The sequence below is a fragment of the Pseudomonas sp. B21-040 genome (assembly GCF_024748695.1).
Classification (GTDB): Bacteria; Pseudomonadota; Gammaproteobacteria; order Pseudomonadales; family Pseudomonadaceae; genus Aquipseudomonas.
Window position 1 is genome coordinate 3,620,780 of sequence record NZ_CP087176.1, and the last position, 24,532, is coordinate 3,645,311.

Annotated in this window: 17 protein-coding genes; 15 read left to right on the plus strand and 2 right to left on the minus strand. The window is 59.4% G+C overall.

Annotated elements, in window-relative coordinates; all coding sequences use genetic code 11:
• The first annotated feature begins 356 nt into the window (after positions 1 to 356).
• The 5 genes from LOY55_RS16665 (at position 357) to LOY55_RS16685 (ending at position 7,443) form a co-directional block, all read left to right on the plus strand.
• Positions 357 to 1,598, plus strand: coding sequence for an MFS transporter (locus tag LOY55_RS16665; RefSeq protein ID WP_223525519.1), 1,242 nt, complete (start codon positions 357 to 359; stop codon positions 1,596 to 1,598).
• 21 nt (positions 1,599 to 1,619) lie between these two features.
• Complete coding sequence (locus LOY55_RS16670; RefSeq protein ID WP_109786469.1) at positions 1,620 to 2,750, plus strand: acyl-protein synthase; 1,131 nt, start codon at positions 1,620 to 1,622, stop codon at positions 2,748 to 2,750.
• A gap of 1 nt (position 2,751) precedes the next feature.
• Positions 2,752 to 5,154 carry an acyl-CoA reductase gene (locus LOY55_RS16675; RefSeq protein ID WP_258665824.1) on the plus strand — a complete coding sequence of 801 codons (2,403 nt, stop codon included), beginning with the start codon at positions 2,752 to 2,754 and terminating at the stop codon, positions 5,152 to 5,154.
• A 64-nt stretch (positions 5,155 to 5,218) separates the two neighbouring features.
• Positions 5,219 to 6,508, plus strand: coding sequence for an AMP-binding protein (locus LOY55_RS16680; RefSeq protein WP_109786471.1), 1,290 nt, complete (start codon positions 5,219 to 5,221; stop codon positions 6,506 to 6,508).
• The gene (locus LOY55_RS16685; protein WP_109786472.1) at positions 6,508 to 7,443 is read left to right on the plus strand and encodes a GNAT family N-acetyltransferase; all 936 of its coding nucleotides are present in this window, start codon (positions 6,508 to 6,510) and stop codon (positions 7,441 to 7,443) included. The genes LOY55_RS16680 and LOY55_RS16685 overlap by 1 nt, the downstream gene beginning before the upstream one ends.
• Here the strand turns inward: LOY55_RS16685 and LOY55_RS16690 are convergent.
• Positions 7,432 to 8,358: a LysR family transcriptional regulator gene (locus LOY55_RS16690; protein WP_258665828.1), complete on the minus strand. Its 927-nt coding sequence runs from the start codon at positions 8,356 to 8,358 to the stop codon at positions 7,432 to 7,434. The two genes, LOY55_RS16685 and LOY55_RS16690, sit on opposite strands and share 12 nt — an antisense overlap.
• Before the next feature lie 118 nt (positions 8,359 to 8,476).
• Here LOY55_RS16690 and LOY55_RS16695 point away from each other — a divergent pair, with 118 nt between their 5' ends.
• Positions 8,477 to 9,472: an aldo/keto reductase gene (locus tag LOY55_RS16695; RefSeq protein WP_109786474.1), complete on the plus strand. Its 996-nt coding sequence runs from the start codon at positions 8,477 to 8,479 to the stop codon at positions 9,470 to 9,472.
• Positions 9,473 to 9,517: 45 nt separating this feature from the next.
• Here LOY55_RS16695 and LOY55_RS16700 read toward each other — a convergent pair whose 3' ends face one another.
• Positions 9,518 to 10,051, minus strand: a complete 534-nt coding sequence (locus tag LOY55_RS16700; protein ID WP_258665830.1) for a hypothetical protein — start codon at positions 10,049 to 10,051, stop codon at positions 9,518 to 9,520.
• A 393-nt stretch (positions 10,052 to 10,444) separates the two neighbouring features.
• Here LOY55_RS16700 and LOY55_RS16705 point away from each other — a divergent pair, with 393 nt between their 5' ends.
• The 9 genes from LOY55_RS16705 (at position 10,445) to LOY55_RS16745 (ending at position 24,531) form a co-directional block, all read left to right on the plus strand.
• Entirely contained in the window at positions 10,445 to 12,436 is a 1,992-nt protein-coding gene (locus LOY55_RS16705; RefSeq protein WP_109786475.1) for a methyl-accepting chemotaxis protein, read from the plus strand.
• Between the two features lie 295 nt (positions 12,437 to 12,731).
• Positions 12,732 to 13,178 (plus strand): DUF411 domain-containing protein, encoded by a 447-nt coding sequence (locus LOY55_RS16710; RefSeq protein ID WP_046032207.1) that lies wholly within the window; start codon positions 12,732 to 12,734, stop codon positions 13,176 to 13,178.
• A complete protein-coding gene (locus LOY55_RS16715; RefSeq protein WP_258665833.1) occupies positions 13,178 to 13,612 on the plus strand; it encodes a YqaA family protein in 435 nt (144 codons plus the stop codon). Before LOY55_RS16710 ends, LOY55_RS16715 begins: the two co-directional genes overlap by 1 nt.
• Positions 13,613 to 13,697: 85 nt before the next feature.
• Complete coding sequence (locus LOY55_RS16720; protein ID WP_258665835.1) at positions 13,698 to 14,723, plus strand: alpha/beta fold hydrolase; 1,026 nt, start codon at positions 13,698 to 13,700, stop codon at positions 14,721 to 14,723.
• 13 nt (positions 14,724 to 14,736) lie between these two features.
• Positions 14,737 to 15,690 (plus strand): D-2-hydroxyacid dehydrogenase family protein, encoded by a 954-nt coding sequence (locus LOY55_RS16725; protein WP_109786478.1) that lies wholly within the window; start codon positions 14,737 to 14,739, stop codon positions 15,688 to 15,690.
• Between the two features lie 578 nt (positions 15,691 to 16,268).
• Complete coding sequence (glgA, locus tag LOY55_RS16730) at positions 16,269 to 17,855, plus strand: glycogen synthase GlgA (protein ID WP_109786479.1); 1,587 nt, start codon at positions 16,269 to 16,271, stop codon at positions 17,853 to 17,855.
• Between the two features lie 18 nt (positions 17,856 to 17,873).
• Complete coding sequence (treZ, locus tag LOY55_RS16735) at positions 17,874 to 19,670, plus strand: malto-oligosyltrehalose trehalohydrolase (RefSeq protein ID WP_258665838.1); 1,797 nt, start codon at positions 17,874 to 17,876, stop codon at positions 19,668 to 19,670.
• The gene (gene malQ / locus LOY55_RS16740) at positions 19,667 to 21,745 is read left to right on the plus strand and encodes a 4-alpha-glucanotransferase (RefSeq protein WP_258665840.1); all 2,079 of its coding nucleotides are present in this window, start codon (positions 19,667 to 19,669) and stop codon (positions 21,743 to 21,745) included. The genes treZ and malQ overlap by 4 nt, the downstream gene beginning before the upstream one ends.
• A complete protein-coding gene (locus LOY55_RS16745; protein ID WP_258665842.1) occupies positions 21,742 to 24,531 on the plus strand; it encodes a malto-oligosyltrehalose synthase in 2,790 nt (929 codons plus the stop codon). The genes malQ and LOY55_RS16745 overlap by 4 nt, the downstream gene beginning before the upstream one ends.
• Position 24,532: the final 1 nt, after the last annotated feature.

A 24,532-nucleotide genomic window follows, 5' to 3' on the forward strand; every position in this document is an offset into this window, starting at 1 on the left:
GCCTTGAGTGGCTGCATCGTTTTCCCCCATGGTGGCTGGCACGGCGACCACCACTATGACCGTGGCGGACCCGGTTATTATGAACATCGCTAACTTCCGAATGACTCAAAGGGCCAACCTTATTCACTTTTATTTGTAGGAAACTTCCAAAAAACACTTAACTAATGCCCGCCCCTGCTGCGGGCATTTTCATTAGTTTTGCACCCCCTTCAAACACTTGTACCAGCATCGAAATATAGTGAATACCTTTGAAACACCGGGTCTCATTCATTGATTAGAACCGCCCCTACTCAATGACTACTCTTGTCGTGCAAAACGATAGTCCGTTAATCAACTTGCAGCGAAACAGGAAAACCATGCACAGGCCTTTGATAAACATAAGTCCGTCTCATTTGCTTGGCTTTTGCTTCGCAATAACATTATTCGAACTACTCACTTATATGGCCAGTGACATGATCATGCCCGCCATGTTGACCGTCACCCATGAACTGAACGCCAGTGCCCGACATGTTCCTTTTGCCTTCAATCTGTATTTGGCGGGAGGCATACTTTTGCAATGGCTTATCGGGCCTCTCTCCGACCACTTCGGTCGCCGCAAAATGTTACTCATCGGCTGCGCGGTATTCGCTCTGGCGTGTAGCGCTGCCTTCGGTGTGCAAAGCATTTATGCATTCAACGGATTACGCCTGATCCAGGGGCTGGGCCTGGGGTTTGTCATTGCTGTCAGCTATCCCGCCTTGCAAGAAGTGTTCTGCGAAGCCGACGCAGTAAAAATCATGGCGTTGCTGGGCAACGTGGCACTGCTTTCTCCCCTCCTGGGGCCGTTGCTTGGCAGCCTGCTATTAGAGTGGCTGACGTGGCGGGAGCTGTTTTTACTGTTGGGAATCGGTGGCGTAATGGTCTGGTCGGGGCTTTACCTGTTCATGCCGGAAACCGTGGGCACATTGCGCCATGACGGTGTGCGCCTGGTGGCTGTGCCGTTTGAATGGCGCGGCACTGTTCGTCGCTATGCGGCGTTGCTCACCAACCGGCGATTCCTAAACGCCACTGTCGCGCTGGGTATCATGAGCCTGCCCTTGATTGCCTGGATAGGGCTGGCACCGGTGTTGCTGATGCAGAACCTGAAGTTATCACCGCTTGAATACGGACTGTGGCAGATCCCGGTATTTGCTGCCGTCATTGTCGGCAACCTGATACTCAACCGATTGATCGCCAAGACTGACATCCCACAGTTGATTCGATACGCGCTCTGGCCGTTGTGCGCAGGGCTCATCGCATTGGTCATCCTCAGCGCCTTCGGTGCGTCGACTCCCTGGTTGATCGCGTGCCTGGCGCTATACGCCGTCGGCCTGGGCATGAGCAATGCCGCACTGTATCGCCTGGCGTTATTTACCAGCGACGACAGCAAAGGCCTGGTCTCGGCCATGGTGGGCATGCTCTCGATCATGGTCATGGGCAGCGGCGGGTCAATCCTCGCAGCCGCCGGCGCCGGCAACAGCCATGAATCCTTCTCCCTGATGGCGGGTATCGCGGGGCTCCTGTGCCTATGGCCCCTGCGATTTCTTTTCCGGCGCAACGCTGTCGCGATTGCCGCCTGATCCCTGAGCAAAGGTCTTTTGATGATCCATTTACCTCACACCGATGCGCTGTGCGCGCTAACGAAACCCTATTGTCTGGATTCGGTGCCAGACGGCCTGTTCGATCGGGCGATGAGCGAAATCAGTCTGTTCCATTGCCAGTACACACCTGGCTATGAACGCTGGCTGCACGCCAATGGACTGGATGCCAAGGCGTTAATGTCGATGGATGACTGGTCAAGATTGCCGCCGGTTTTCGCCAACTTTTTCAAACGCCATTTACTATTGGGACCGTCGGGCGAAGGCGCGCTGGAGCTGACATCGTCAGGCACCAGCGGCCAAAAAAGCCGGATGCGCTATGACACGCGAAGCATGGCCGCAGCCCAAGGCATGGTGAACCACATTTTCCGACATTACGGCTGGGACACCCCCGACAGCCCCTGCAACTACTTGCTTTTGAGCTATGAACCCGAAGCGACCATCAGTCTGGGAACCGCCTACACCGATCAGTTTTTATGCAGTTATGCGCCCGTCAACCGGGTCGTTTACGGATTGCGCCTGACTGGCAGTGGCCACGCGTTTGATCTGTTTGGCATCGTCCGCGCCTTGCAGGAATTCGCCGAAGAAGGTTTGCCCGTGCGCATTCTCGGGTTTCCGGCGTTCCTGTCCCACGCGCTGCAACACATGATCGACACCGGCATCGCGGACCTCAAACTGCCAGCCGAGTCATTGGTGTTTCTCGGTGGCGGCTGGAAAACCCAGGCCGCACAGCAGATTCCTCTGTCACAGCTGTATGAGCGAATCAATCGCCAACTGGGTATCGAGTTGTCCCGCTGCCGGGATGGCTTTGGTGCCGTCGAACACGCCGTGCCCTACGTCCAGTGTGCTCACCAGCACTTCCATGTGCCGGTGTATTCAAAAGTCTTCGTACGCAACCCCACTGATTTCAGCGTCCAGCCTTATGGCCAGCGCGGCTTGCTTGGGTTTGTGTCGCCGTACATTTCTTCAAGCCCGGCGCATGCCGTAGTGATGAGCGATCTGGCAACGCTACACCCCGGCGCAACCTGCGGGTGCGGCCTGGCGACCGACTGGTTTGAACTGCATGGACGCGCCGGAACCTCTGCCAGCCGAAGCTGCGCGATGGCCGCGTCCGAACTTATTGGAGGGATGTGACATGTATTTGATCAATGGCCAACTGCGTGACGATGTCCCTCTTGAGTCAACGCTTGAGCGTCTACACCAACAACTGCCACGCCTGCTGAGTGGGCCGATCGACAGTGACACCGTGATCGAAACCGCCGCTCGTTTTGCGTTGCGATTACAGACCAATCGGCTTGATCTACCCCTCGATGAAGAACAACACCAAGGGCTAATCGACTTCTGCCAACGCGAAAATCTCAGTACAAAGCTTGAGCGAGAACTGGGCGTTCAACCACGCTCGCTACGCCGAATCGACTACCGGCAAACGAGTTTTGAAAGCTGGCACCCACTGGGACTGGTGGTTCATGTGACACCGGGCAATGCCCCGATGCTGGCGTTCTGCGCGGTCGTCGAAAGCCTGCTGGCCGGCAACATCAACTGGCTGCGCCCCAGCGCCAGTGATGAAGGATTGACTGCGCGGCTGCTCGCCGCCCTGGTGCAGTGCGACAACAGTGGCAAACTGGCCGATTTCATTGCGGTCTTGCCTGTCAGCACGGCGCAGATCCCTCAACTTTGCGCTCACGCTGATGGTGTGTCGGCCTGGGGGGGTGAAATGGCCCTTCACGCCATTCGCCAGCACCTGCGCGCCGGCTGTCGCTGGATCGATTGGGGGCACAGAATCAGTTTCGCCTACCTGTCGCCAGACGCGGCCACTGTTCCAATGCTGGATGCTTTGGTGGACGAGGTTTGCAGTCTGGATCAACAGGCCTGCTCCAGCCCGCAATGGTTGCTCGTCGACAGCTGCGACCCGGGTGTCTTGCAGGGCCTGGGTGAACGACTGGTCGAAGCGTTCAATCGTCGCGCCCCGCAGTGGCCGGCGCTGGTACCGACAGATCAGGAAGCTTCGGAAATCATCACCCGAACCGCCATGGCCCGGCTGGAGCAGTGCTTTGCGGACAAGGTCGGTCAGATCTGGACCGGCGCCGGATGGCGAATCATCTGGGAGCACGATCAAACGTTGGCGCCGTCGCCGTTGTTTCGCACGCTGCTACTTAAACCGGTGCCGCAACACTTGATCGCCGAGACGTTATTGCCGTGGCGCACCGTGCTGCAGAGCTGTGCATTGATATGTTCTCCCACACAAACTCCCCTTCTGGTGCGCACGTTGGTCAGCGCCGGGGTCACGCGCATTGCGCATTGCGGGTTTATTCACGATGGCTACACCGGTGAGCCGCATGACGGCGTCTACGCCCTGTCTCGCCTGAGTCGTCGCCTCTCGGTGAGCTTGTCACCGGATGCCGCGACTGGCCGGGCGACACTCGACCCGCGACCTGCGCAACCCGACACACGCCAAGCCCCGATCATGGATAAAAACGCGTTCATGACTCAGCCAGTCAGTGCCGCGGCACAGCTGTACTTTCGTTCGGGAGGAAGCAGTGGCACACCGGCGTTGGCGGGATTCAGTTATCGCGACTTCCAGCGACAGATGCGCGCAGCCGCCGATGGCATGTTTGCCGCAGGCCTAAATCCTGCTACGGACCGGGTGATGAACCTGTTTTACGGCGGAAACTTGTACGGCGGTTTTTTCAGCTTTTCCACGATTCTTGAACAAATGGGTGTGACCCACTTCCCGATGGGGGCACCGCCGAATGACGACTTCAGCGAAATAGCCCGGATGATCGTGGACCACCACGTCACCGTGCTGATCGGCATGCCAAGCACCTTGCACCGCTTGTTCTTCAATGAACAGGAGCTTCTTCGGGCTTATGGCGGCATCGACAAAGTGTTCCTCGGCGGCGAACACCCGGCTGAGGCCAGCCTGCGGCTGATGGAAAGTTGTGGGGTGGAAGAGACTCGCTCGGCGATCTATGGCTCGGTCGACGCAGGCCCTCTTGGACATGCCTGCGCCGCGACGGCCAATGGGGTGTTTCATTTGATGTGCGATACCCAGCACCTGGAGATCGTACACATCGAACAGGATGTGCCGGTTCGGGCCGATGAGGTCGGTCGTTTACTGTTCACTTCCCGGGCGCGGGAAGGTCAGGATGTGCACCGGTATGACGTGGGCGACACCGGTCGCTGGGTACCCGGAGCTTGCCCTTGCGGGCTCGACTCGCCGCGATTCGAGTTGCTTCAGCGCCACGGCAAGTTGCTGCGGATCGGCACACAATTCATTTCACCGCAGGCGTTGCAAGACAGCGTCGGCCGACCGATTCAAATCCTCCTGGACCATGCGCCGGACGGTATGGAACGGCTGCGTGTTCTGGTGAATTCAGACGCCGATGAAGTTCTACACAATCTATTGACTGATGAATCACTGGCTAACGCGGTGAATGATTCATTTTTATCGGTGGACGTTCAAGAGTGTGCTGAATCAGCGTTCACTAGAAACACACACAGCGGTAAAACTCCGTTGGTCATTGATAAACGAACATAAATAGATCGCTATTTTACAGCGACATGTCTTTTAACCCTGAAACACCTGATAGATAGAGAACCCAGTGAATTCAATTTATTCGCTTGAACAACTCGTGCCTTATATACGGCAGCATTCAAACTTCTACCGTAAACATCTGCAACACTTGCCGGCGCAAGACGTGACGCTAAATGACCTGCCCTTGACCAATACGGCTGACTATTGGGCAGACAGTGATGATTTGAATCTTTGGGGCGTGCTGACCGGCAAAATCGAGGACGGGCTGGTATTCAAAACCGGTGGATCGACCAGCCATGGCAAACTGAGTGTTTATACCAACAGCGAATGGCAGACGCTGGTGGGCACATTCGGTGCCAGTGTTTCTGCCCAACTGGAGAACGGTGACCGCGTCGCCAATCTGTTCTTTTCCGGCGATCTCTACGCGAGCTTTGTGTTCTTCCACGACTCACTCGCGCAGGTCAAAAAATCCATCTGCGAGTTTCCCTTCACGGGTAACGTCGATATGGCTGTACTGGCCGATGCGGTAGATAAACACAGGATCAACGTATTGGCCGGCATACCCGCTCAATTGTTGCAATTTGCCGCCTACCTGCACCAACACCATCGGGCGCTGCTGGGAGTTGAAACCTTGCTGTACGGCGGCGAAAGTCTGTTTCCCTCGCAAATCGCCGTCCTTAAAACAGTGTTCCCCAATGTGCGGATTGCCTCCGCCGGCTACGCCAGCGTCGATGCTGGCCTGATCGGGGCCAGCGCTCGTGATTGCGCCTTGGGTGAGCATCGGACGTTTGAACCGCACACGTTGCTGGAAATCGTCGATGAACTCACCGGAGAAGTCATTGAAGAGTGTGATCGCACCGGTTTGCTGGTGGTCACCAACCTGACCCGCCAACTCATGCCAATGCTGCGTTATCCGGTAGGCGACCGTGCTTGTTGGCGTGAGCCGGCCACGACGCCGATGCGCAAATTCGCACTCAAGGGACGTAGCGCCCACAGTCAGCGAGTTCGGGTGGGTTCGGTGACCTTTCTGGTCGACGAAATCCTGCAGATCCTGCAGCGTGTCGCTTCCAGTGAGCAATGGCAGTTGGTGATCGAGCAAGAAGAATGCAGGGATATCGTAACGGTGAGGTGGGTACCTGACACGCATTCAACCGCCTCCGTCCCCACCTGCGACGCGCTGCATAAAGCACTGGTCGACCACTATCCCGGCATTGAGGAACTGAATCGCGCGGGGTTGCTGACCTTGCGCGTATTGTCCTGCGCGGTCACTGATTTGAAACTTCACCCGCGCTCCGGCAAACAGATGCGGGTCCTGGACCTGCGGGTATACGACACCCCCGTTACGGAGCGCATGTGATGTTCAAGCTTGTTTATCGCCGCTACCAACCCGGTGATGGGAGCGCCGTAAGCCAGTTGTTTCGCGAGGTCTACGGGGATCATTACGCTCGACCGGATGTTTATCTGCCAAACATGATCAGCCAGCACAACGCCGACGGCCACTGGACATCCATGCTGGCGGTGGACGGCGAACGTGTTCTGGGACACGCCGCGTTATGCCATGACACGCTCTCAGATACCACTGAACTGGCCCTCAGCGTGGTCCATCCGGCCGCGCAAGGGCGAGGAATCTCGTCACATCTGAGTCGGGAATTGCTGTTCCTGTCGCAAGCACAGGGGGTCAAGCGCATCCTGATCAAACAAGTCACCCACCATCCCTACACGCAGCGCATGGCGTTCGGCATTGGCTTTCACAGCACGGGACTGCTTCCCGACTACGCGCCGTCACCACTCACCGCGCCTCTGCCGGAAACCATCGTGATCGGTTGCTACTCGGTGGAAGAACACGCTCGCCCCCTTCCCGACCTCGCATGGCCGGAGAGTTGCCGCAGGTTGATGCAGCGTTTGAGCGCGGTGTTCGGGACGTGCCAGCTCATGGCATCGCCACCTTCGATGCCGTTGCAAATCCGCCAACACTATCAACGCTACGTCATCGTCATTCACCGCTTGAACGAGCGCCTGCTGGACCAACTCTGGCGGCTGCCCGGCCATTGGCTGATTTGCGCCAAACTCCAGTTGTCACAGCACTTCACCGAGGACCTGCAGCGAATGACGATGCTCGGTTTCACCTTCACCGGGTTGATGCCCGCTCCCGGCGACCATGGATGGTTCGCCCTGTTTCATCGAGGGGCGAGGCCACGCCACCTCAGCCTGCATTGCCCGGACATGCAACAGTTGCACGACGACTTGCAGCGCAACGTCGGGGCACTGGACACCGCGTGTTCAGCCGCTTGAGTCCTTCTTGTAAACGTTAAGACCCGGCTGTGCGCAAAGCTCCACCAGCCAGTCGACAAACACCCTCACCCGCCGAGACAACTGGCGGTGAGGCGGATACAGCGCCGTCAGCGGCATCACCGGTGGCGGCACGTTCGCGAGTACTTCACACAGTCGCCCTTCCTCGAGTTGGCGGGCGACGTGGTAATACGGCGTCTGAATCAGCCCATACCCGGCCTCACAGGAGGCCAGATAGCCGTCGGCACTGTTCACCGACACCTGTTTGGGTAAATCCATGTGCTGTACTTGATCGCCGAGCTGGAATTCGAGCCCGAAACGCTTGCCGGTGCTCGCGGAGAAGTACTCCACCATCCGATGCCCTTCGAGGTCTTCCAGACACTGAGGCGTTCCGTGGCGTTGCAAATAGTCCGGGCTGGCACACGTGACCTGATCCAGCATGACCAATGGCCGTGCCACCAATGAATCGTCCAGTGCCTGGCCACCGCGCAACACGCAATCGACACCTTCGCGAATCAGATCGACGGGACGGTCGTTCAACCCGAGCTCCAGTTCGATCAACGGATAACGGCGGGTGAATTCGGGCAGCTTCGGAATCACCATCAAGCGCCCTATCCCCGCCGGCATGTCCACACGCAGCAGCCCTTTGGGGTTGTTCCGTGCGGCGGAAAATACCGCTTCGGTTTCCTCCAGGTCTGCCAGCAATCGCACACAACGGGGGTAATACGCCGCGCCGTCGAGGGTCAGGCTGATCTGTCGCGTAGTACGTTGCAGCAGTTGCACCCCGAGATGCGCTTCAAGTTGCTTGATCAAAACAGTGACCGATGCCCGGGGTAATTGCAGGCTGTCCGCCGCTTTGGCAAACCCGCCGAGCTCGACGATTCGGGTAAATACGCGCATGGCGTTGAAACGGTCCATTGCTGTGGTGCTCTTGCTGATTATTTAGATTTTACGAACAGTGATAGCAGTTTTAGCCGGTTTATCTTGTTTCTGTCGAGGTCGACACTGTGCGCTCACACCACAGGGAGTTGATTTCATGCAAACACGTCAATTGGGCAAAAACGGCCCGCAAGTCTCCGCCATTGGCCTCGGCTGCATGGGCATGACCGATTTCTACACCACGGGCGTGGACATCCGCGAGGCCACTGCCACCCTGCATCGTGCGCTCGAATTGGGGATCAACCTGCTCGACACCGCCGACATGTACGGCCCTCACACCAACGAAGCATTGATTGGCAAAGCCATTGTCGGCAAACGCGAGCAGGTGTTTCTGGCGAGCAAATTCGGGATCGTCCGCGACCCGTCCAACCCCACGGCACGGGGCGTCAATGGACGGCCGGAATACATTCGCACGTCTATCGACGGCACCCTCAAACGCCTCGGCGTGGAAACCCTGGATTTGTATTACCAGCATCGGATCGATCCGCAGGTGGCCATCGAAGAAACCGTCGGCGCCATGGCCGAGTTGGTCAAGACCGGCAAGGTGCGTTACCTCGGTTTGAGCGAAGCCTCGGCCGCCACGCTGGAACGGGCGCACAAGGTGCATCCCATCAGTGCGCTGCAAAGTGAGTATTCGTTGTGGAGTCGCGATCAGGAAGAGAACGGTTGCCTGGCCGCGTGCCAGCGATTGGGCGTCGCGTTTGTGCCCTACAGTCCATTGGGGCGCGGCTTTCTGACGGGTGCGTTAAAAAGCCCGGATGACTTCGCGGCAGACGACTACCGGCGTTTCAGTCCGCGTTTCCAAGGCGAAAACTTTGCGAAGAATCTGTTGCTGGTGCAGCAGGTACAGGCATTGGCGACAGACAAAGGCGTGACAGCCGGTCAGTTGGCGTTGGCCTGGGTACTGGCGCAAGGTGACTACCTGATTCCGATTCCAGGGACCAAGCAGCGTAAATACCTTGAAGAAAACGTCGCCGCCCTGGAGGTAAAACTCAGCCGCGACGAGTTGCAAGCGCTGGAAGGAATCTTTCCGGCAAATGCGACGGCAGGCTTGCGCTACCCGGAGGAAGTCATGAAGTTGCTTGACCGCTGACAACATTGCCGGCCCGTTCGTTGTCCGGAACGGGCCGGCAACCGATCATGCCTTGGCGTTGACGCCCTTGTCCAAAGGGACCGTGGTTCCGTTGCCTTTGCCATAAGTGTGCAAGTTCTGCAGCACGTAAATAGCCGTCTTGTATTCCGGGATCAGGCCAACGGCGTACTTGTCACCTTTGATGCTGTTGTTCTGGATGGTGTCCAGTTGGGTGGCAAAGTATTCCAGCGCATTAAACTTCGCATCCGGGTCGTTCTGTACCCCGAACCGGTCAAACTTGTCACCGGCGTTCATCAATGTCATCGAGGTGATATCAGAAATAAGCCCTCTGCCTCGTAAGAAGGCGGCGAGATTGCCCAGTTGTTTCGACGAAACATTGGCCGGGTCGAAGCCTTTAACGTTTCTATGCAGTTTTTGTTCATCCATTTTCGCCGTATTCAGCGCGTTGAGATTGGTGCCCACCAATGCCAGCATCTGCTTGACTCTGGCGTTTTGCGTCACAGGCTTGCCGTTGCTACCTGTGTTCTGAATCAGCAGACCGGCCTTGGCCGTCCAGCCCCCGGTATAGCCGATAGTCATGACTGAATTCCCGACTGCGTCACCATAAACAACTCCTTGTCCGACCGAGTTTAAAGTCGGCGAGTATCGGCGTGGCAACTGGCCACACCAACAACTTATTCCATATTTTTACAATTTCCGTACATTTCAAATACAAACGATCAAGTGTTTAGTTTTATTGCTCTAAACACACTGTCCATAAAACGTATGAACAACTGAACAGGCTCTTTGTACGTCTTGTTTAGTTCGTTTATTTCAGACTCGATACGCTCAGTGCCTGACACCTCGCTATCACACCTCCCAACCTTGGACGGTCGTACCTAAAGCTATCCCTGCGCAGGCCGATAGCCCGACGAAGCACCGCCGCTTAATCCAAGCCCAATAATAAAAGTGCTGCACACAAGGACCGGTCCCATGCCCCCATTCCGTACCATTCAGGGTCGCTACACACTATTTCTGGTGCTGTTTATCCTGCTGCTGTTTGGCCTGACGGTGGCCGGCATCAGCCAGTTGGTTGCGCCTAAACTGCGCCATACCGAGGAACAGGTCGCCCTCAATCGCATCGCCGAAGTCGCCCAACAAATTCAGGGTGAACTGAACAAGGTTCAGGCCCAGCAGCGCAGCATTACCCAAACCATTCCTTTGCTCGACAGCGCCGCCATTGACACGGTGTTGCCAGGCCTGGTGGATCAGTACGGTGAATTGAAAGTGTTCGGTGGCGGGATCTGGCCATTGCCCGGCCAGCGCGAAGCCGGGCGAAACAAGTTCAGCACTTTCTGGCACCGCGACGCCTCGGGCAAGCTGGCGGCCAATGCCTTCTGGAACAGCGACGCCGCGCCGAACTATTACGACCAGGCCTGGTACAAGGGCGGCATGCAAACACCACGAGGCCAATGCGCCTGGGCGGCAGCCTACAAAGATGACGCCAGCGCCGAGCCACGCACCAACTGCGCCATGGCCATTCAGAAAAATGGCGTGGCGTACGGTGTCTCGACCATCGACGTGACGCTGGGCTTCTTCAACGACCTGATCGCACGCAAGGAGAAAGACCTCGGCGCTGAAATGCTGATCGTCGAAGCCGATGGCAAGATCATCAGCAACAGTTCGCGCATCAGCGGCCCGATTGTCCTGAAAAACATCAGTGAACTGGCAGGCAACTCGCCGTTCGCCAACCTAGTGAAAGCCGGCCTGCAAAACCGCGACCCGTCGCAGCGCGTCGAATTTGATAACAACGGTGAAGACAGCACCTTCTTCATGCGCCCGATCGAAGGCTCGCCGTGGTTTCTCGCCACGGCCTTGCCGACCAAACTGATCACCGCCCAGCGCGATGACGTCCTGAGCACATTGAGCCTGTTGCAAATTCCGATGGTGATCCTGCTGGCAATGCTGCAGATCTACGCGATCCGCCAACTGGTCCAGCGCTTGAAAATCCTCAAGGGCAATATCGATGCGCTGTCGACCGGAGACGCCGACCTGACCAAGCGCATCATCATTCGCGCCGAAGACGAACTGGGCGCCATCGGTCATTCGGTCAACGCGTTTCTTGTCTACTTGCAGAACATGATCGGTGAAGTGACCGAGGCCACCGGCGCAATGGCGTCCAGCCTCGACAATCTGCAACGTACCTCGGCGCATACCAGTCAGATTCTGGTGCGTCATGCCTCGGAAACCGATCAGACCGTCACCGCCATCACCGAAATGAGTTCGACCGCTGAAAGCGTCGCGCAAAACGCTGCCGAGACGGCCGCTTTCACCAAGCGCGCCAACGAAAACGCCGACCGTTCGCGGGTAGTGGTCGGCGAAGCGTCCAGCAGCGTGATTGCATTGATCGAAGAGGTGGCGAGCGCCACCCACAAGGTTGAAAGCATGCAGCAGGACGCCCAACGCATCACCGAGATTCTCGGGGTCATTGGTGCCATCGCCGGGCAAACCAACCTGCTGGCGCTCAACGCGGCCATCGAAGCCGCGCGGGCCGGTGAGCAAGGACGAGGCTTTGCGGTGGTTGCCGATGAAGTCCGCGCCCTCGCCGGCCGCACGCAGGACAGCACCTCGCAGATCAATGAAATGCTGACGCGCCTGACCCAAGGTGTCAGCTCATCGGTCAGTGCGATGGAAAACACCCAGGCCAGTTGCCAGTCCGCCGCCGATGCGACAGCACGGGTCAACTCCGGCCTGGATGAAATGGCCGGTTCCGTCAGCCACATCAACAGCCTGAGCACCCAGATCGCCACCGCCGCCTCGCAACAAAGTGCGGTCACCGAAGAGATCAACCGCAGCATGGTGCAGATCCGCCACATGGTGGAAGAACTGGTGAAGAGTGGTCAGGCCAGCGAGCTCAATACCCGGCAATTGCTGGAAGCCAATGCGCGGGTGAGCTCGATCATGGGGCGGTTCAAGGTTCGGTGATTGCCTGAACCTTGAATTGAACCCGAATCCGAATCCGAATCTGAACCCGAACCTGTACCTGTACCTGTACCTGTACCTGTACCTGTAGGAGCCGAGCTTGCTCGCGATAGCGGTGTGTCAGTCAACAATTATGCTGGCTGACACATTGCTATCGCGAGCAAGCTCGGCTCCTACTGGTTTTGCATTGTCTGTGCGGTTATTTCTGCATTACTTAGAAACACTCTCCTCCCTCATCCGTGGCTAAACTGGTCAAAATGCGTCTTTTTTGACCGTCACCCGAGTCGAGATCCCTCCCATGCGAACCCACCTGCGTCTGGCCGCCCTGAGCGCCCTTCTCATCTCCTCCCTGGCCCAGGCCGCCGACCTGATCCCCATCGAAGTTCACCGCGACGCCAACTGCGGCTGTTGCAAAAAATGGATCAGCCACCTTGAAGCCAACGGGTTCAAGGTTGAAGACCATGTCGAAACCAACATGAGCGAATTCAAACAACAGCACGGTGTGCCGCCGCGTCTGGCGTCGTGTCATACCGCATTGATCAACGGCAAGTTCGTCGAAGGCCATGTCCCGGCGGATCAGGTGCTGGCGTTGAGCAAGCGTGACGATCTGCTCGGTGTTGCAGCCCCTGGCATGCCCATGGGTTCGCCCGGGATGGAAATGGACGGCATGAGCGATGCCTACCAAGTGATCGGCCTGAAAAAGGACGGCACGGATGTCGTGGTGGCGGATTACCCCGCCCATTGATGTCGGGTGCTTACCTCGGGCTGTTCTTCGCGGCGTTCGGTGCCGCGACGCTGCTGCCGTTGCAGTCCGAGGCAGTGCTGGTGGGGTTATTGGTCAGCGATCGCTATTGGCTCTGGTCGCTGTTGGCCGTCGCCACACTGGGCAATGTGCTCGGTTCGCTGGTGAACTGGTGGCTGGGGCGCGGCATCGAACGCTTTCGCGACCGGCGCTGGTTTCCGGTCAGCCCTGGTCATCTGGAACAGGCGCGAAAGCACTATCAGCGTTACGGCCATTGGTCCTTGTTGCTGAGTTGGGTCCCGATCATCGGTGACCCGCTGACGCTGGTGGCTGGCGTCATGCGTGAGCCCCTGGGGCGATTCCTGGTGATCGTGACCCTGGCCAAAGGCGCCCGCTATGGCGTGCTGGCCCTGGCCACGTTGGGCTGGGTGGGTTGAACGATCAGGCGCGGCGATTGCCTGTGTTTAATGTCGCGCTAATCATGTCGATTCAGCATCGGCGGATTTTCTACGGAGTTCACCCATGCCCCTCGCCCTCTCCCGCTGGCTGCCCAGCCTGCTGTTGACCGCCGCACTGCCCCTTGCCGCCCATGCCGAAGGACCGGAATACGGCCCTGAATTGCAAGGCTTCGAATACCCCTACACCGTCAAGCATTTCGCCTTTGAGTCCCAAGGCAAATCCTTGCAAATGGGTTACATGGACGTCGCCGCCCATGGCAAGGCCAACGGGCGCAGCGTCGTGCTGATGCACGGTAAGAACTTCTGCGGCGCAACCTGGGACAGTTCGATCAAAGCCCTCAGCGAGGCCGGCTATCGCGTCATCGCACCGGACCAGATCGGTTTCTGCACCTCCAGCAAGCCCGATCACTATCAGTACAGCTTCCAGCAACTGGCAACCAACACCCAACAACTGCTCAAGGCCCTGGGCATTCAGAAGGCCAGCCTCCTCGGCCATTCCACCGGTGGCATGCTCGCCACCCGCTATGCGTTGCAATATCCCGATCAAGTCGAACAACTGGCGCTGGTCAATCCCATCGGCCTGGAAGACTGGAAAGCCCTTGGCGTGCCCTACCGCACGGTCGATCAATGGTACGCGCGCGAACTGCAGCTCAATGCCGACGGTATCCGCACCTATGAGCGCAACACCTACTACGGTGGCCGCTGGAAGCCAGAGTTCGATCGCTGGGTCGACATGCTCGCCGGCCTGAACAAAGGCCCGGGGCATACACAGGTCGCGTGGAACTCGGCGCTGATCTACGACATGATCTTCACCCAACCGGTGTATTACGAATTCAAAGACCTGAAGATGCCCACGCTGTTGCTGATCGGGACGTCCGACACTACCGCCATCGGCAGTGACATTGCCTCGCCAGAGGTCAAGGCCAGACTCGGTCACTACGACGTACTGGGCAAGGAAGTGGCAAAACTGATTCCGCAGTCGACCCTGATTGAATTTCCCGGCATGGGCCACGCGCCGCAGATGGAAGAACCAGCGCAATTCCACAAGGCCTTGCTCGACTGGCTGAACAAAACCAACCCTGTTCATTGATGAGGTAAGGCGGATGGCGGTGCAAATTGCGGTGATCGATGACTGGCAGGATGTCGCTCGCGACGTGGTGGACTGGTCGGTGCTGGAAAACGTCGGCGAGGTGAGTTTTGTCCATGACTACCCGGCCGACAATGAAACCCTGGCCGAGCGTCTGGGCGCCTATGAAGTGATCTGCGTGATGCGCGAACGCACCCGGTTCGATGAAGACCTGCTGCGGCGGCTACCGAAACTCAAACTGCTGGTGACCGGCGGCATGCGCAACGCGGCGCTGGATTTCAAAGCGGCGGCTGCGCTGGGGATTCAGGTCTGCGGCACGGACAGCTACAAACATGCCGCGCCAGAACTGACCTGGGCGCTGATCATGGCCGCCACTCGCAACCTCGTGGTCGAAGCCAACGCGTTGCGCGCCGGTCAATGGCAACAAGGGCTCGGCGGTGATTTATACGGCAAGACCTTGGCGATCCTCGGGCTGGGCAGCATCGGCAAGCGCGTCGCGCAGTTCGGGCAAGTGTTCGGCATGCGGGTGATTGCCTGGAGCGAGAACCTGACCAGTGACGCGGCAGCCGAAGTCGGCGTGACCTATGTCAGCAAGCAGGAACTGTTCGAACAAGCGGATGTGTTGTCGGTGCATCTGGTGCTCAGTGAGCGCAGCCGGGGCTTGGTCGACGCACAGGCGCTGGACTGGATGAAGCCCACGGCACTGTTGGTCAACACCGCGCGCGGGCCAATTGTCGACGAGGCGGCGCTGATCAAGGCGTTGCAGAAGAATCGGTTGGCGGGGGCGGCACTGGATGTGTTCGAAGTGGAGCCACTGCCTGAACATCATCCGTTCAGGACCCTGGAGAACGTGCTGGCGACGCCGCATGTCGGGTATGTGAGCCGACAGAACTACCATTTGTTCTTTTCGCAGATGATCGAGGATATTCAGGCATGGTCGGTGGGGAATCCAATCCGGCAGCTCACCTGAGACCGAGTGATCGTTCATCGCGGGCAAGCCCGCTCCCACAATTGATTTGTAGCGTTCACAAAATCGTGTGGGAGCGGGTTTGCCCGCGAAAGGGCCATAAAAACCGACATAAAAAATACAAACTGAACGCACCGCAACAGTGCACCACCTCTCCCCCCACGCCCATTTCCGTGACTCGCCAGTCCCGTTTTGACCCGCCCCCAAAAATAAACCTGCACTTCGTCGGTGCGTTTGCCCCTTCCGGACGTTGTTCTTTTACCCTCTAGAAACCGATTGTCGAACAATTTCACCACTTGACCCGCCCCGCTCTAGGATCTGGCCTAGACTCATTTTCGCGAGGTAAAACCGGTCGGTCATCTGGCTGTAAAAAACTCGAAACTTTCGGTCCTGGCCATGGGTCAGGTTAAAGGTAGGGCTACAGCGACTGGTGCATTCCTTGCAACGGCCCCTCCACCCATCTGCTTCAACGCATTGGGCAGCATTTGCCACGATGCGTGCGCGTTTGCGCCCGGCCACAGGATAGGGCCACCCCCTTTGTGCCAGACCTAAGCATTAGATCAACACCACGGGAGATTCATATGATTAGTGCGGCTTTAGATATTCAGGGAGAACGTGCTCATCAGCAGGTCGGCGAATCGAGCGCCGTCAATGCACCGAGCGCGCAATCGATCAGCGTCCCCGGGACCAAGACGCTGACACCAGCTGCCAGTCAGAATCCAAACAGAAAAAAAGTGTTGTTCGTCACCTCCGAAATTGCCGATCTGGTGAAAACCGGTGGCCTGGGCGACGTTTCCGCCGCGCTGCCTCGCGCCATGTCGCACCTGCACGATGTGCGGGTACTCATTCCCGGTTACCCGCAAGTGCTGCACAGCGAAAACCCGATTCATATCATTGGTGAACTGGGTGGGCACGCCGCACTGCCGCCCTGCAAGATCGGGCGCATGGACATGCCGGACGGTCTGGTCATTTATGTGTTGATCTGCCCTGAGCTCTACGAGCGCGAAGGTTCGCCGTACGGCGCCAACAATGGCCGTGACTGGCCAGATAACCACATTCGCTTCGCCCGCCTGGGCCTCGCCGCCGCCGATATCGCTGCCAATCTCGCGCAAATTCACTGGTGCCCGGATCTGGTGCATGCCCATGACTGGCCTGCGGGCCTGGCGCCGGCCTACATGCACTGGCGCGGGCAGCGTACGCCAACGCTGTTCACCATCCATAACCTGGCCTACCAGGGCGTGACCAGTCTGGGTTCGTGCCCTGAACTCGGCATACCCGCACACGCCCTGCAACAGGAAGGCATGGAGTTCTACGGCAAGATGTCGTTCCTCAAGGCCGGCATGGCGTATTCGAGCCACATCACCACCGTCAGCGCCACTTACGCCCAGGAAATCACCACGCCGGCCTTCGGCTGCGGTCTCGATGGCTTTCTTGCCGCCAAGACCCAGCAAGGCCTGCTGAGCGGCATTCCCAACGGCATCGATGAGAGTTGGGACGCGGCCACCGACGCCCACCTGTTCTGCCCGTTCAGCATTGGCGACTGGGACGGCAAAGCGGTCAACGCCGCGCACGTCCGCGAACTGTTTGGCCTGGAAGACTCCAAGGGTCCGCTGTTTGCAGTGGTCTCGCGGCTGGTCTATCAGAAAGGCCTGGACCTGACCGAAGCGGTCTCCGAATACATCGTCAAATCCGGCGGCCAGATTGCAATCATCGGCCGTGGCGAGCCGGAAGAAGAACAAGCCATGCGTGAGCTGGCCTTGCGTTTTCCGGGGCAGATCGGCGTGCGCATCGGCTTCAACGAAACTGACGCCCGTCGCATGTTCGCCGGCAGCGATTTCCTGCTGATGCCTTCGCGTTATGAACCCTGCGGCTTGAGCCAGATGTACGCCCAGCGTTTCGGCTCGTTGCCGGTGGCGCGCAATACTGGCGGCCTGGCCGACACCATTGAAAACGGCGTCACCGGATTCCTGTTCGACGAATCCTCCGTCGAGAGTTACCAGGAAGCCCTGAGCCGTGCATTCAAGGTGTTCGCCTTCCCCGACCTGCTGCATGCGATGCGTTGCCGGGCGATGGCAGCCCCCTTCAACTGGTGCAAGGCAGTGGAACCCTACGCCGAACTCTACGAACAGCTTGTGGCGAAGGCCTTGGGTAAATCGGGCCGACAATAAGAGAAGAGGTTTTCAACGATGCCGTTACGGACCCTTGAGACCTGGCCCCACGGCGCAATCATGCTGGACGCAGAGCACACGCGTTTTGCCTTGTGGGCGCCTGATGCGTTTTACGTCAGTGTCGAACTGGAAAATGGACAATCCTTGCCGCTGCTGCCTCAGGCGGATGGTTGGTTCGTGATCAAGACCCGCTGCCTCGCGGGCACCCGTTACCGCTACAACATCGATGGCGAGCTCGAGGTGCCGGACCCGGCCTCCCGCGCGCAGGCCGGCGATATCGACAGCCACAGCGTGGTGGTCGATCCGCTGGCCTATCAATGGCAACACAACACCTGGCAAGGTCGGCCATGGAACGAAGCGATCATCTACGAGCTGCACGTCGGTGTACTCGGCGGTTACAGCGCCGTCGAGCAGCACCTGTCGCGCCTCGCTGAACTCGGCATCACGGCTATTGAACTGATGCCATTGGCGCAGTTTCCCGGCGAGCGCAATTGGGGATACGACGGTGTTTTCCCTTACGCCCCCCAAGCGTCCTATGGCTCGCCCGAGCAACTCAAACACTTGATCGACACCGCCCACGGCCTCGGCCTGGCGGTGATTCTCGACGTGGTCTACAACCACTTCGGCCCGGACGGCAATTACCTGCATCATTACGCCAAGGGCTTTTTCCGCGACGACAAGCACACACCGTGGGGCGCGGCGATCGACTTTCGGCAGCGCGAGGTGCGGGATTTTTTCATCAATAACGCGTTGATGTGGCTGCTCGAATATCGCTTTGACGGTTTGCGCCTGGACGCGGTGCACGCCATTGAAAGCCCGGACTTCCTTGAAGAACTGGCGCGACGGGTGCGCCAGCAAACCGAACCCACACGCCATGTGTGGCTGATGGTGGAAAACGAACACAATCAGGCCAGCCTGTTGGAAAAAGGCTTCGATGCACAGTGGAACGATGACGGCCACAACGCCCTGCATGTGTTGCTGACCGGCGAAACCGACGCCTATTACGCCGACTACGCTGAACAACCCACCGAACAACTCGCTCGCTGCCTGAGCCAGGGCTTCGTGTTTCAGGGCCATATCAACCGCCACGGCACGCCACGTGGCGAGCCCAGCAGTCACTTGCCGCCGACAGCCTTTGTGCTGTTTCTGCAAAACCACGACCAGATCGGCAACCGCGCGTTAGGCGAACGGTTGCACCAATTGACCCACCCCGATGCACTTTATGCGGCCACCGTGTTGCTGCTGCTGTCGCCGATGATCCCGCTGATGTTCATGGGCGACGAATTCGCGGCACAGTCACCGTTCCTGTTTTTCACCAGCCACCACGGCGAGCTTGCAGAACAGGTGCGCGAAGGTCGGCGCAATGAATTCGCAGCGTTCAGAGCCTTTGCCAATCCGCAGCAGCGCGAACAGATTCCCGACCCCAATGCGCCGCAGACCTTCCAAGCCTCGCAACCGCAGCGAAGCGCCAGCGCACTGCCGGCAATACACGAGCTTTACCGGCGCCTGCTGCAACTGCGCCACCAGCACCTCATCCCGCGCCTGCCCGGCACCCAGGCATTGGGCACCGACGTATTGGGCTACGCGGCGGTGAGCGCCCGCTGGCGACTGGGCGATGGCAGTGAGCTGCGCATTGACCTGAACCTCAGCGACGCGCCGGTGGTCCACACCCCACAGGCCGACACGATCTTGCTGTTCGAACACCCGCCCCACTCGGCCGGCCTGTTGCACCAGGGCAAACTTGCCCCGTATTGCGCGCTCGTCAGCCTCACGGCCGCAGCCCCTTTGCCAGATTCGAATGGAGAGCGCCCATGAGCGACGCGCAACTAGAAATACTGGCCAGCCGCGCAGGCCTGGCCGTCGACTGGATCGACGCCAATGGTCGCCCACAGAAAGTAGCGCCGTCGGTGTTGCGCGCGGTCCTCACTGGCCTCGGCCATCCGGCGGGCAGCGCCCAGGAAATCGATGCGAGCCTGCTAGAGCTGCAAACCGTCCAGCAAACCCACCACCTGCCGCCGCTGATGACGGTCGACGTCGGTGGCGGCCTCGATCTGGCGCGGTACTTCGAGCCCGAAACGCCCTGCGACATTCATCTCGAAGACGGCTCGCGGATCTACCTGAAACTCGACGCTCAGGCCGTGCTGCCGGGGCTGATTCCGGTCGGCTACCAGCACGTCAGCATCGACGGGCAATCCTTCACCCTCGCGGTGGCGCCCGACCGTTGCTACAGCGTCGGCGACGCGGTCGACAATCCGATCCCACGTACCTGGGGCCTGAGTGTGCAGCTGTACTCATTGCGCCGTGTCGGCGATGGCGGTTTCGGTGATACCCAGGCGCTGGAGGACCTCGCCCGGGTGGCGGGTGAACGCGGTGCCGAGGCGTTGGCGATCAGTCCGTTGCACGCCATGTTCAGCAGCGACACCCAGCGCTACAGCCCGTATTCGCCGTCCAGCCGCTTGTTTCTCAACAGTCTGTACGCCGCACCCGGAGCCGTCCTCGGTGAACGTGCGATGCGCGCGGCGATTGACGCCACCGGGCTGACCACCGAACTGCAACAGCTCGAACAACAGCCACTGATTAACTGGCCCGTGGCCGCGCAAGCCAAGCACCGTGTATTGCTGGCGTTATACGAAGGTTTTGTCCACGGCGAACACCCGCTGCAAGAAGACTTCAGCAGCTTTCGCCATGCCTCGGGTGAAGCGCTGGAAAACCACTGTCGCTTCGAAGCCCTTCAAGAGCACCGCGCCGCCTTGGGTGAAAGCCTCGACTGGCGCGAGTGGCCCGAGCAATGGCGCGACCCGCGCAGCGCCACCCTCGCCGAATTCGCTGAAGAGAACGTGGCACGCATTGGCTTCTTCGCCTTCTGCCAGTGGCTGATTACCCGGTGCCTGGAGCGCGCGCAAACCGCCGCCCGGAGCGCCGGCATGAGCATTGGCCTGATCGCCGACCTGGCGGTGGGGGCCGACGGCGGCGGCAGTCAGGCCTGGAGCCGGCAAGACGAGTTGCTCGCCTCGCTGACCGTGGGTGCGCCGCCGGACATCCTCAACCGTACCGGCCAGGGCTGGGGCATCTCCGCGTTTTCGCCCGAGGGCCTGGTGCGTAACGGGTTTCGCGCCTTCATCGAAATGCTCCGCGCCAATTTCGCCCACGCCGGCGGCTTGCGCATCGACCACATCATGGGCCTGCAACGACTCTGGGTGATCCCCAACGGCGCGCCCCCCAGCGACGGCGCGTACCTGTATTACCCGGTCGACGATTTACTGCGGCTCCTGACGCTGGAATCCCATCGGCATCAAGCCATTGTGCTGGGCGAAGACCTCGGCACCGTGCCCGATGGCCTGCGGGAAAAACTCATTGCACGCTCTATCCTCGGCATGCGCGTGTTGCTGTTCGAACAGGACAACGCCCACTTCAAACCGATCCTCGACTGGCCGGACAACGCGCTGGCGACCACCAGCACCCATGACTTGCCGACGCTCAATGGCTGGTGGCATGGTCGTGACATTGACTGGAACGCCCGGCTCAGCCTGATCGACGCCAATGGCGAAATTGAATGGCGCCAACATCGCGAGCGCGAACGTGAAGGCTTGCGTCGGGTGTTGAGCCAAGATCCGCAGAATTTTCGCGAAGAATCCTACGAAACCGATCAGGTGCTCGACGCCAGCATCCGGTTTCTCGGGCATACCCGCGCACCACTGGTGTTGCTGCCACTGGAAGATGCCCTCGGTATCGAACAGCAGGCCAACCTGCCCGGCACTATCGACACTCACCCGAACTGGTCACGGCGCCTGCCCGGCGACAGCGAGGCCCTGCTCGATGATCCAGACGCGGCCCGGCGCCTGGAACTGCTCGCCTGTGCGCGGCTTCAGGCAGGTGAGCGTGACCAATGACGCCTGTGTTTATCCAACCGCCGCGGGCGACCCTGCGGCTGCAATTTCATAAAGGATTCACCCTGGATCAAGCGGTGCCGCTGGTGCCGTATTTCGCCAGTCTGGGCATCAGCCACGTGTATGCCTCGCCCCTGCTTTCCGCCCGCACAGGCTCCCTGCATGGCTACGACGTGGTGGACCCGACGACGGTCAATCCCGAGCTGGGTGGCGAGGCGGCGCTGCGGCGTCTGGTCGATGCCCTGCGCGCACAGCGGATGGGGCTGATCCTCGACATCGTGTCCAACCACATGGCCGTGGGTGGCGCGGATAATCCCTGGTGGCTGGATTTGCTGGAATGGGGGCGCTTGAGTCCCTTCGGCGAGTTCTTCGACATTCAGTGGCACTCGCCGGACCCATTGATGGAAGGCCAGTTATTGCTGCCCTTCCTTGGCAGCGACTACGGCATCGCGTTACAGGACGGCACCCTGCCCCTGCGTTTCGATGCGCAAGGTGGCAGCTTTTACGTGCAGCATTACGATCACCGCTTTCCGATCTGCCCGATGCACTTCGGCGAACTGCTGACAACCGGTGCCGAACCGCTTAAATCGTTGGGGGAACGCTTCACCACCTTGAGTTACCAGACCGACGCTCATCGCCTGGCGGCGCCACTCAAAACCGAGTTGCGCGAACTGGCCAGCGACCCGCTGATGCGCCAGTCGATCGAGCAACACCTCGGCGCCTACGACTCGCTCACACTCGAAGGCTTCCAGCGCTTGCACGCCTTGCTTGAGCGCCAGAGCTATCGCCTGGCAAGCTGGCGCACAGCGGCGGATGACATCAACTGGCGGCGCTTTTTCGATGTCAACGAACTGGGCGGCCTGCGCGTCGAGCGCCCGGCGGTATTCGAGGCCACCCACGCGAAAATCTTCGAACTGGTGGCGCAAGGCCTGATTGACGGCCTGCGCATCGACCATATCGATGGCCTCGCCGATCCCCGTGGTTACTGCCGCAAACTGCGACGTCGGGTCAATCGCCTGTCACCGGCTCGACACCTGCCGATCTACGTCGAGAAAATCCTCGGCCAGGGTGAAACCCTGCACCGCGACTGGTCGGTGGATGGCACCACCGGGTATGAGTTCATGAACCAGGTGTCGCTGCTGCAACATGATCCGCAAGGCGCCCTCACCCTCGGCAAACTCTGGCAGCGCTACAGCGAACGGCCCGCCGACTTTGGCCAGGAAGCCCAACTGGCACGGCAGCAAATCCTCAATGGTTCGTTGGCCGGTGATTTCGAAAGCGTTGCCCAGGCCTTGCTGCAAGTCGCCCGCGACGACCTGATGACCCGCGACCTGACCCTCGGTGCGATCCGCCGGGCGTTGCAGGAATTGATCGTGCACTTCCCGGTGTACCGCACGTATATCAGCCCCCGTGGCCGCTCTCCTGAAGACGAGATATTTTTCCAGCAGGCGCTGAACGGCGCTCGGCTGACCCTGAACGAAGCCGATTGGCCGGTGCTCGATTGCCTGGCCCGCTGGCTCGGCGGCGAGCCCTGGCGCAAGCGTCCGGTGGGCCGTCAGCGCAAGATCCTCAAACACGCTTGCGTGCGCTTTCAGCAACTGACGTCACCAGCCGCCGCCAAAGCGGTCGAAGACACCGCGTTCTATCGTTCGGCGGTGCTGCTGTCGCGCAACGACGTAGGGTTCAGCACCGAACAGTTCAGCGCCCCCGTGTCAGACTTTCACGCGGCCTGCACCCAGCGCCTGTCCGAGTTCCCGGACAACTTGCTGGCCACCGCCACCCACGACCACAAACGCGGCGAAGACACCCGCGCTCGCCTGGCCGTATTGAGCGAACTCAGCACCTGGTATGCCGACCAAGTCCCCCTGTGGCGCACGCTCGCCCGGCCACTGCGCGACGACGACCAGATGCCGACGGCGGGCGACGAATTAATCCTCTATCAGGCGATCCTCGGCAGTTGGCCGCTGACCCTGCGCGGCGACGATGAGCCGGCACTGGAGGACTACGCGAAACGTCTCTGGCAGTGGCAACAAAAAGCCCTGCGCGAAGCCAAATTGCAAAGCAGCTGGAGCGCGCCGAACGAACCCTATGAACACGCCATGCAGGTGTTTATCCAGCGTCTGTTTTCGGCGCCCGAAGGTGAACTGCTGCGCGCGGCTCTCGATAAAGCGGTTCACGCGATTGCAACATCCGGCGCACTCAATGGATTGGCGCAAACCTTGCTGCGAATGACGGTGCCGGGGGTACCGGACCTCTATCAGGGCAACGACTTCTGGGACTTCACCCTGGTCGACCCGGACAACCGCCGGCCGGTGGATTACGGCAGCCGTCAACGGGCACTTCAGGGAGCACTTCAGCGAACTGCGGACCTGCCAGAACTATTGGCGAACTGGCGTGACGGGCGCATCAAGCAATCGCTGATCGCCCACGTGTTGAACCTGCGGGCCGAGCATGCCGAGCTGTTTTCGCGAGGGACCTATCAAGCCCTTGAAGTGGTCGGCAGCCAGGCTCATCGCGTGTTGGCCTTTGCCCGCACGCGGGGAGGAAAACACGCCATCGTGATCGTGCCGATACGCTGCGCCGAACTGCTGAAAAACAGTGCCCAACCCAGGATTGATGCGCCGCAGTGGGGCGATACACGGGTCAAATTGCCGTTCGCCTGCTCCGACGAAAATCTGAAGGGACTTTTTTCCAGCGTCGCAGTCACAAAAAACAGGGAGCTGAACATCGGCGCCGCGCTGGGGGATGTCCCGGTCAATCTCTTTATCCAACTCTTTACCCAAGCTTGAG

Bases quoted from the DNA above. Each gene is read 5' to 3' on its own strand.
- LOY55_RS16665 (WP_223525519.1), top strand. From the start codon at position 357: ATGCACAGGCCTTTGATAAACATAAGTCCGTCTCATTTGCTTGGCTTT.
- LOY55_RS16670 (WP_109786469.1), top strand. From the start codon at position 1,620: ATGATCCATTTACCTCACACCGATGCGCTGTGCGCGCTAACGAAACCC.
- LOY55_RS16675 (WP_258665824.1), top strand. From the start codon at position 2,752: ATGTATTTGATCAATGGCCAACTGCGTGACGATGTCCCTCTTGAGTCA.
- LOY55_RS16685 (WP_109786472.1), top strand. From the start codon at position 6,508: ATGTTCAAGCTTGTTTATCGCCGCTACCAACCCGGTGATGGGAGCGCC.
- LOY55_RS16690 (WP_258665828.1), bottom strand. From the start codon at position 8,358: ATGGACCGTTTCAACGCCATGCGCGTATTTACCCGAATCGTCGAGCTC.
- LOY55_RS16695 (WP_109786474.1), top strand. From the start codon at position 8,477: ATGCAAACACGTCAATTGGGCAAAAACGGCCCGCAAGTCTCCGCCATT.
- LOY55_RS16700 (WP_258665830.1), bottom strand. From the start codon at position 10,051: ATGACTATCGGCTATACCGGGGGCTGGACGGCCAAGGCCGGTCTGCTG.
- LOY55_RS16705 (WP_109786475.1), top strand. From the start codon at position 10,445: ATGCCCCCATTCCGTACCATTCAGGGTCGCTACACACTATTTCTGGTG.
- LOY55_RS16710 (WP_046032207.1), top strand. From the start codon at position 12,732: ATGCGAACCCACCTGCGTCTGGCCGCCCTGAGCGCCCTTCTCATCTCC.
- LOY55_RS16715 (WP_258665833.1), top strand. From the start codon at position 13,178: ATGTCGGGTGCTTACCTCGGGCTGTTCTTCGCGGCGTTCGGTGCCGCG.
- LOY55_RS16720 (WP_258665835.1), top strand. From the start codon at position 13,698: ATGCCCCTCGCCCTCTCCCGCTGGCTGCCCAGCCTGCTGTTGACCGCC.
- LOY55_RS16725 (WP_109786478.1), top strand. From the start codon at position 14,737: ATGGCGGTGCAAATTGCGGTGATCGATGACTGGCAGGATGTCGCTCGC.
- glgA (WP_109786479.1), top strand. From the start codon at position 16,269: ATGATTAGTGCGGCTTTAGATATTCAGGGAGAACGTGCTCATCAGCAG.
- treZ (WP_258665838.1), top strand. From the start codon at position 17,874: ATGCCGTTACGGACCCTTGAGACCTGGCCCCACGGCGCAATCATGCTG.
- malQ (WP_258665840.1), top strand. From the start codon at position 19,667: ATGAGCGACGCGCAACTAGAAATACTGGCCAGCCGCGCAGGCCTGGCC.
- LOY55_RS16745 (WP_258665842.1), top strand. From the start codon at position 21,742: ATGACGCCTGTGTTTATCCAACCGCCGCGGGCGACCCTGCGGCTGCAA.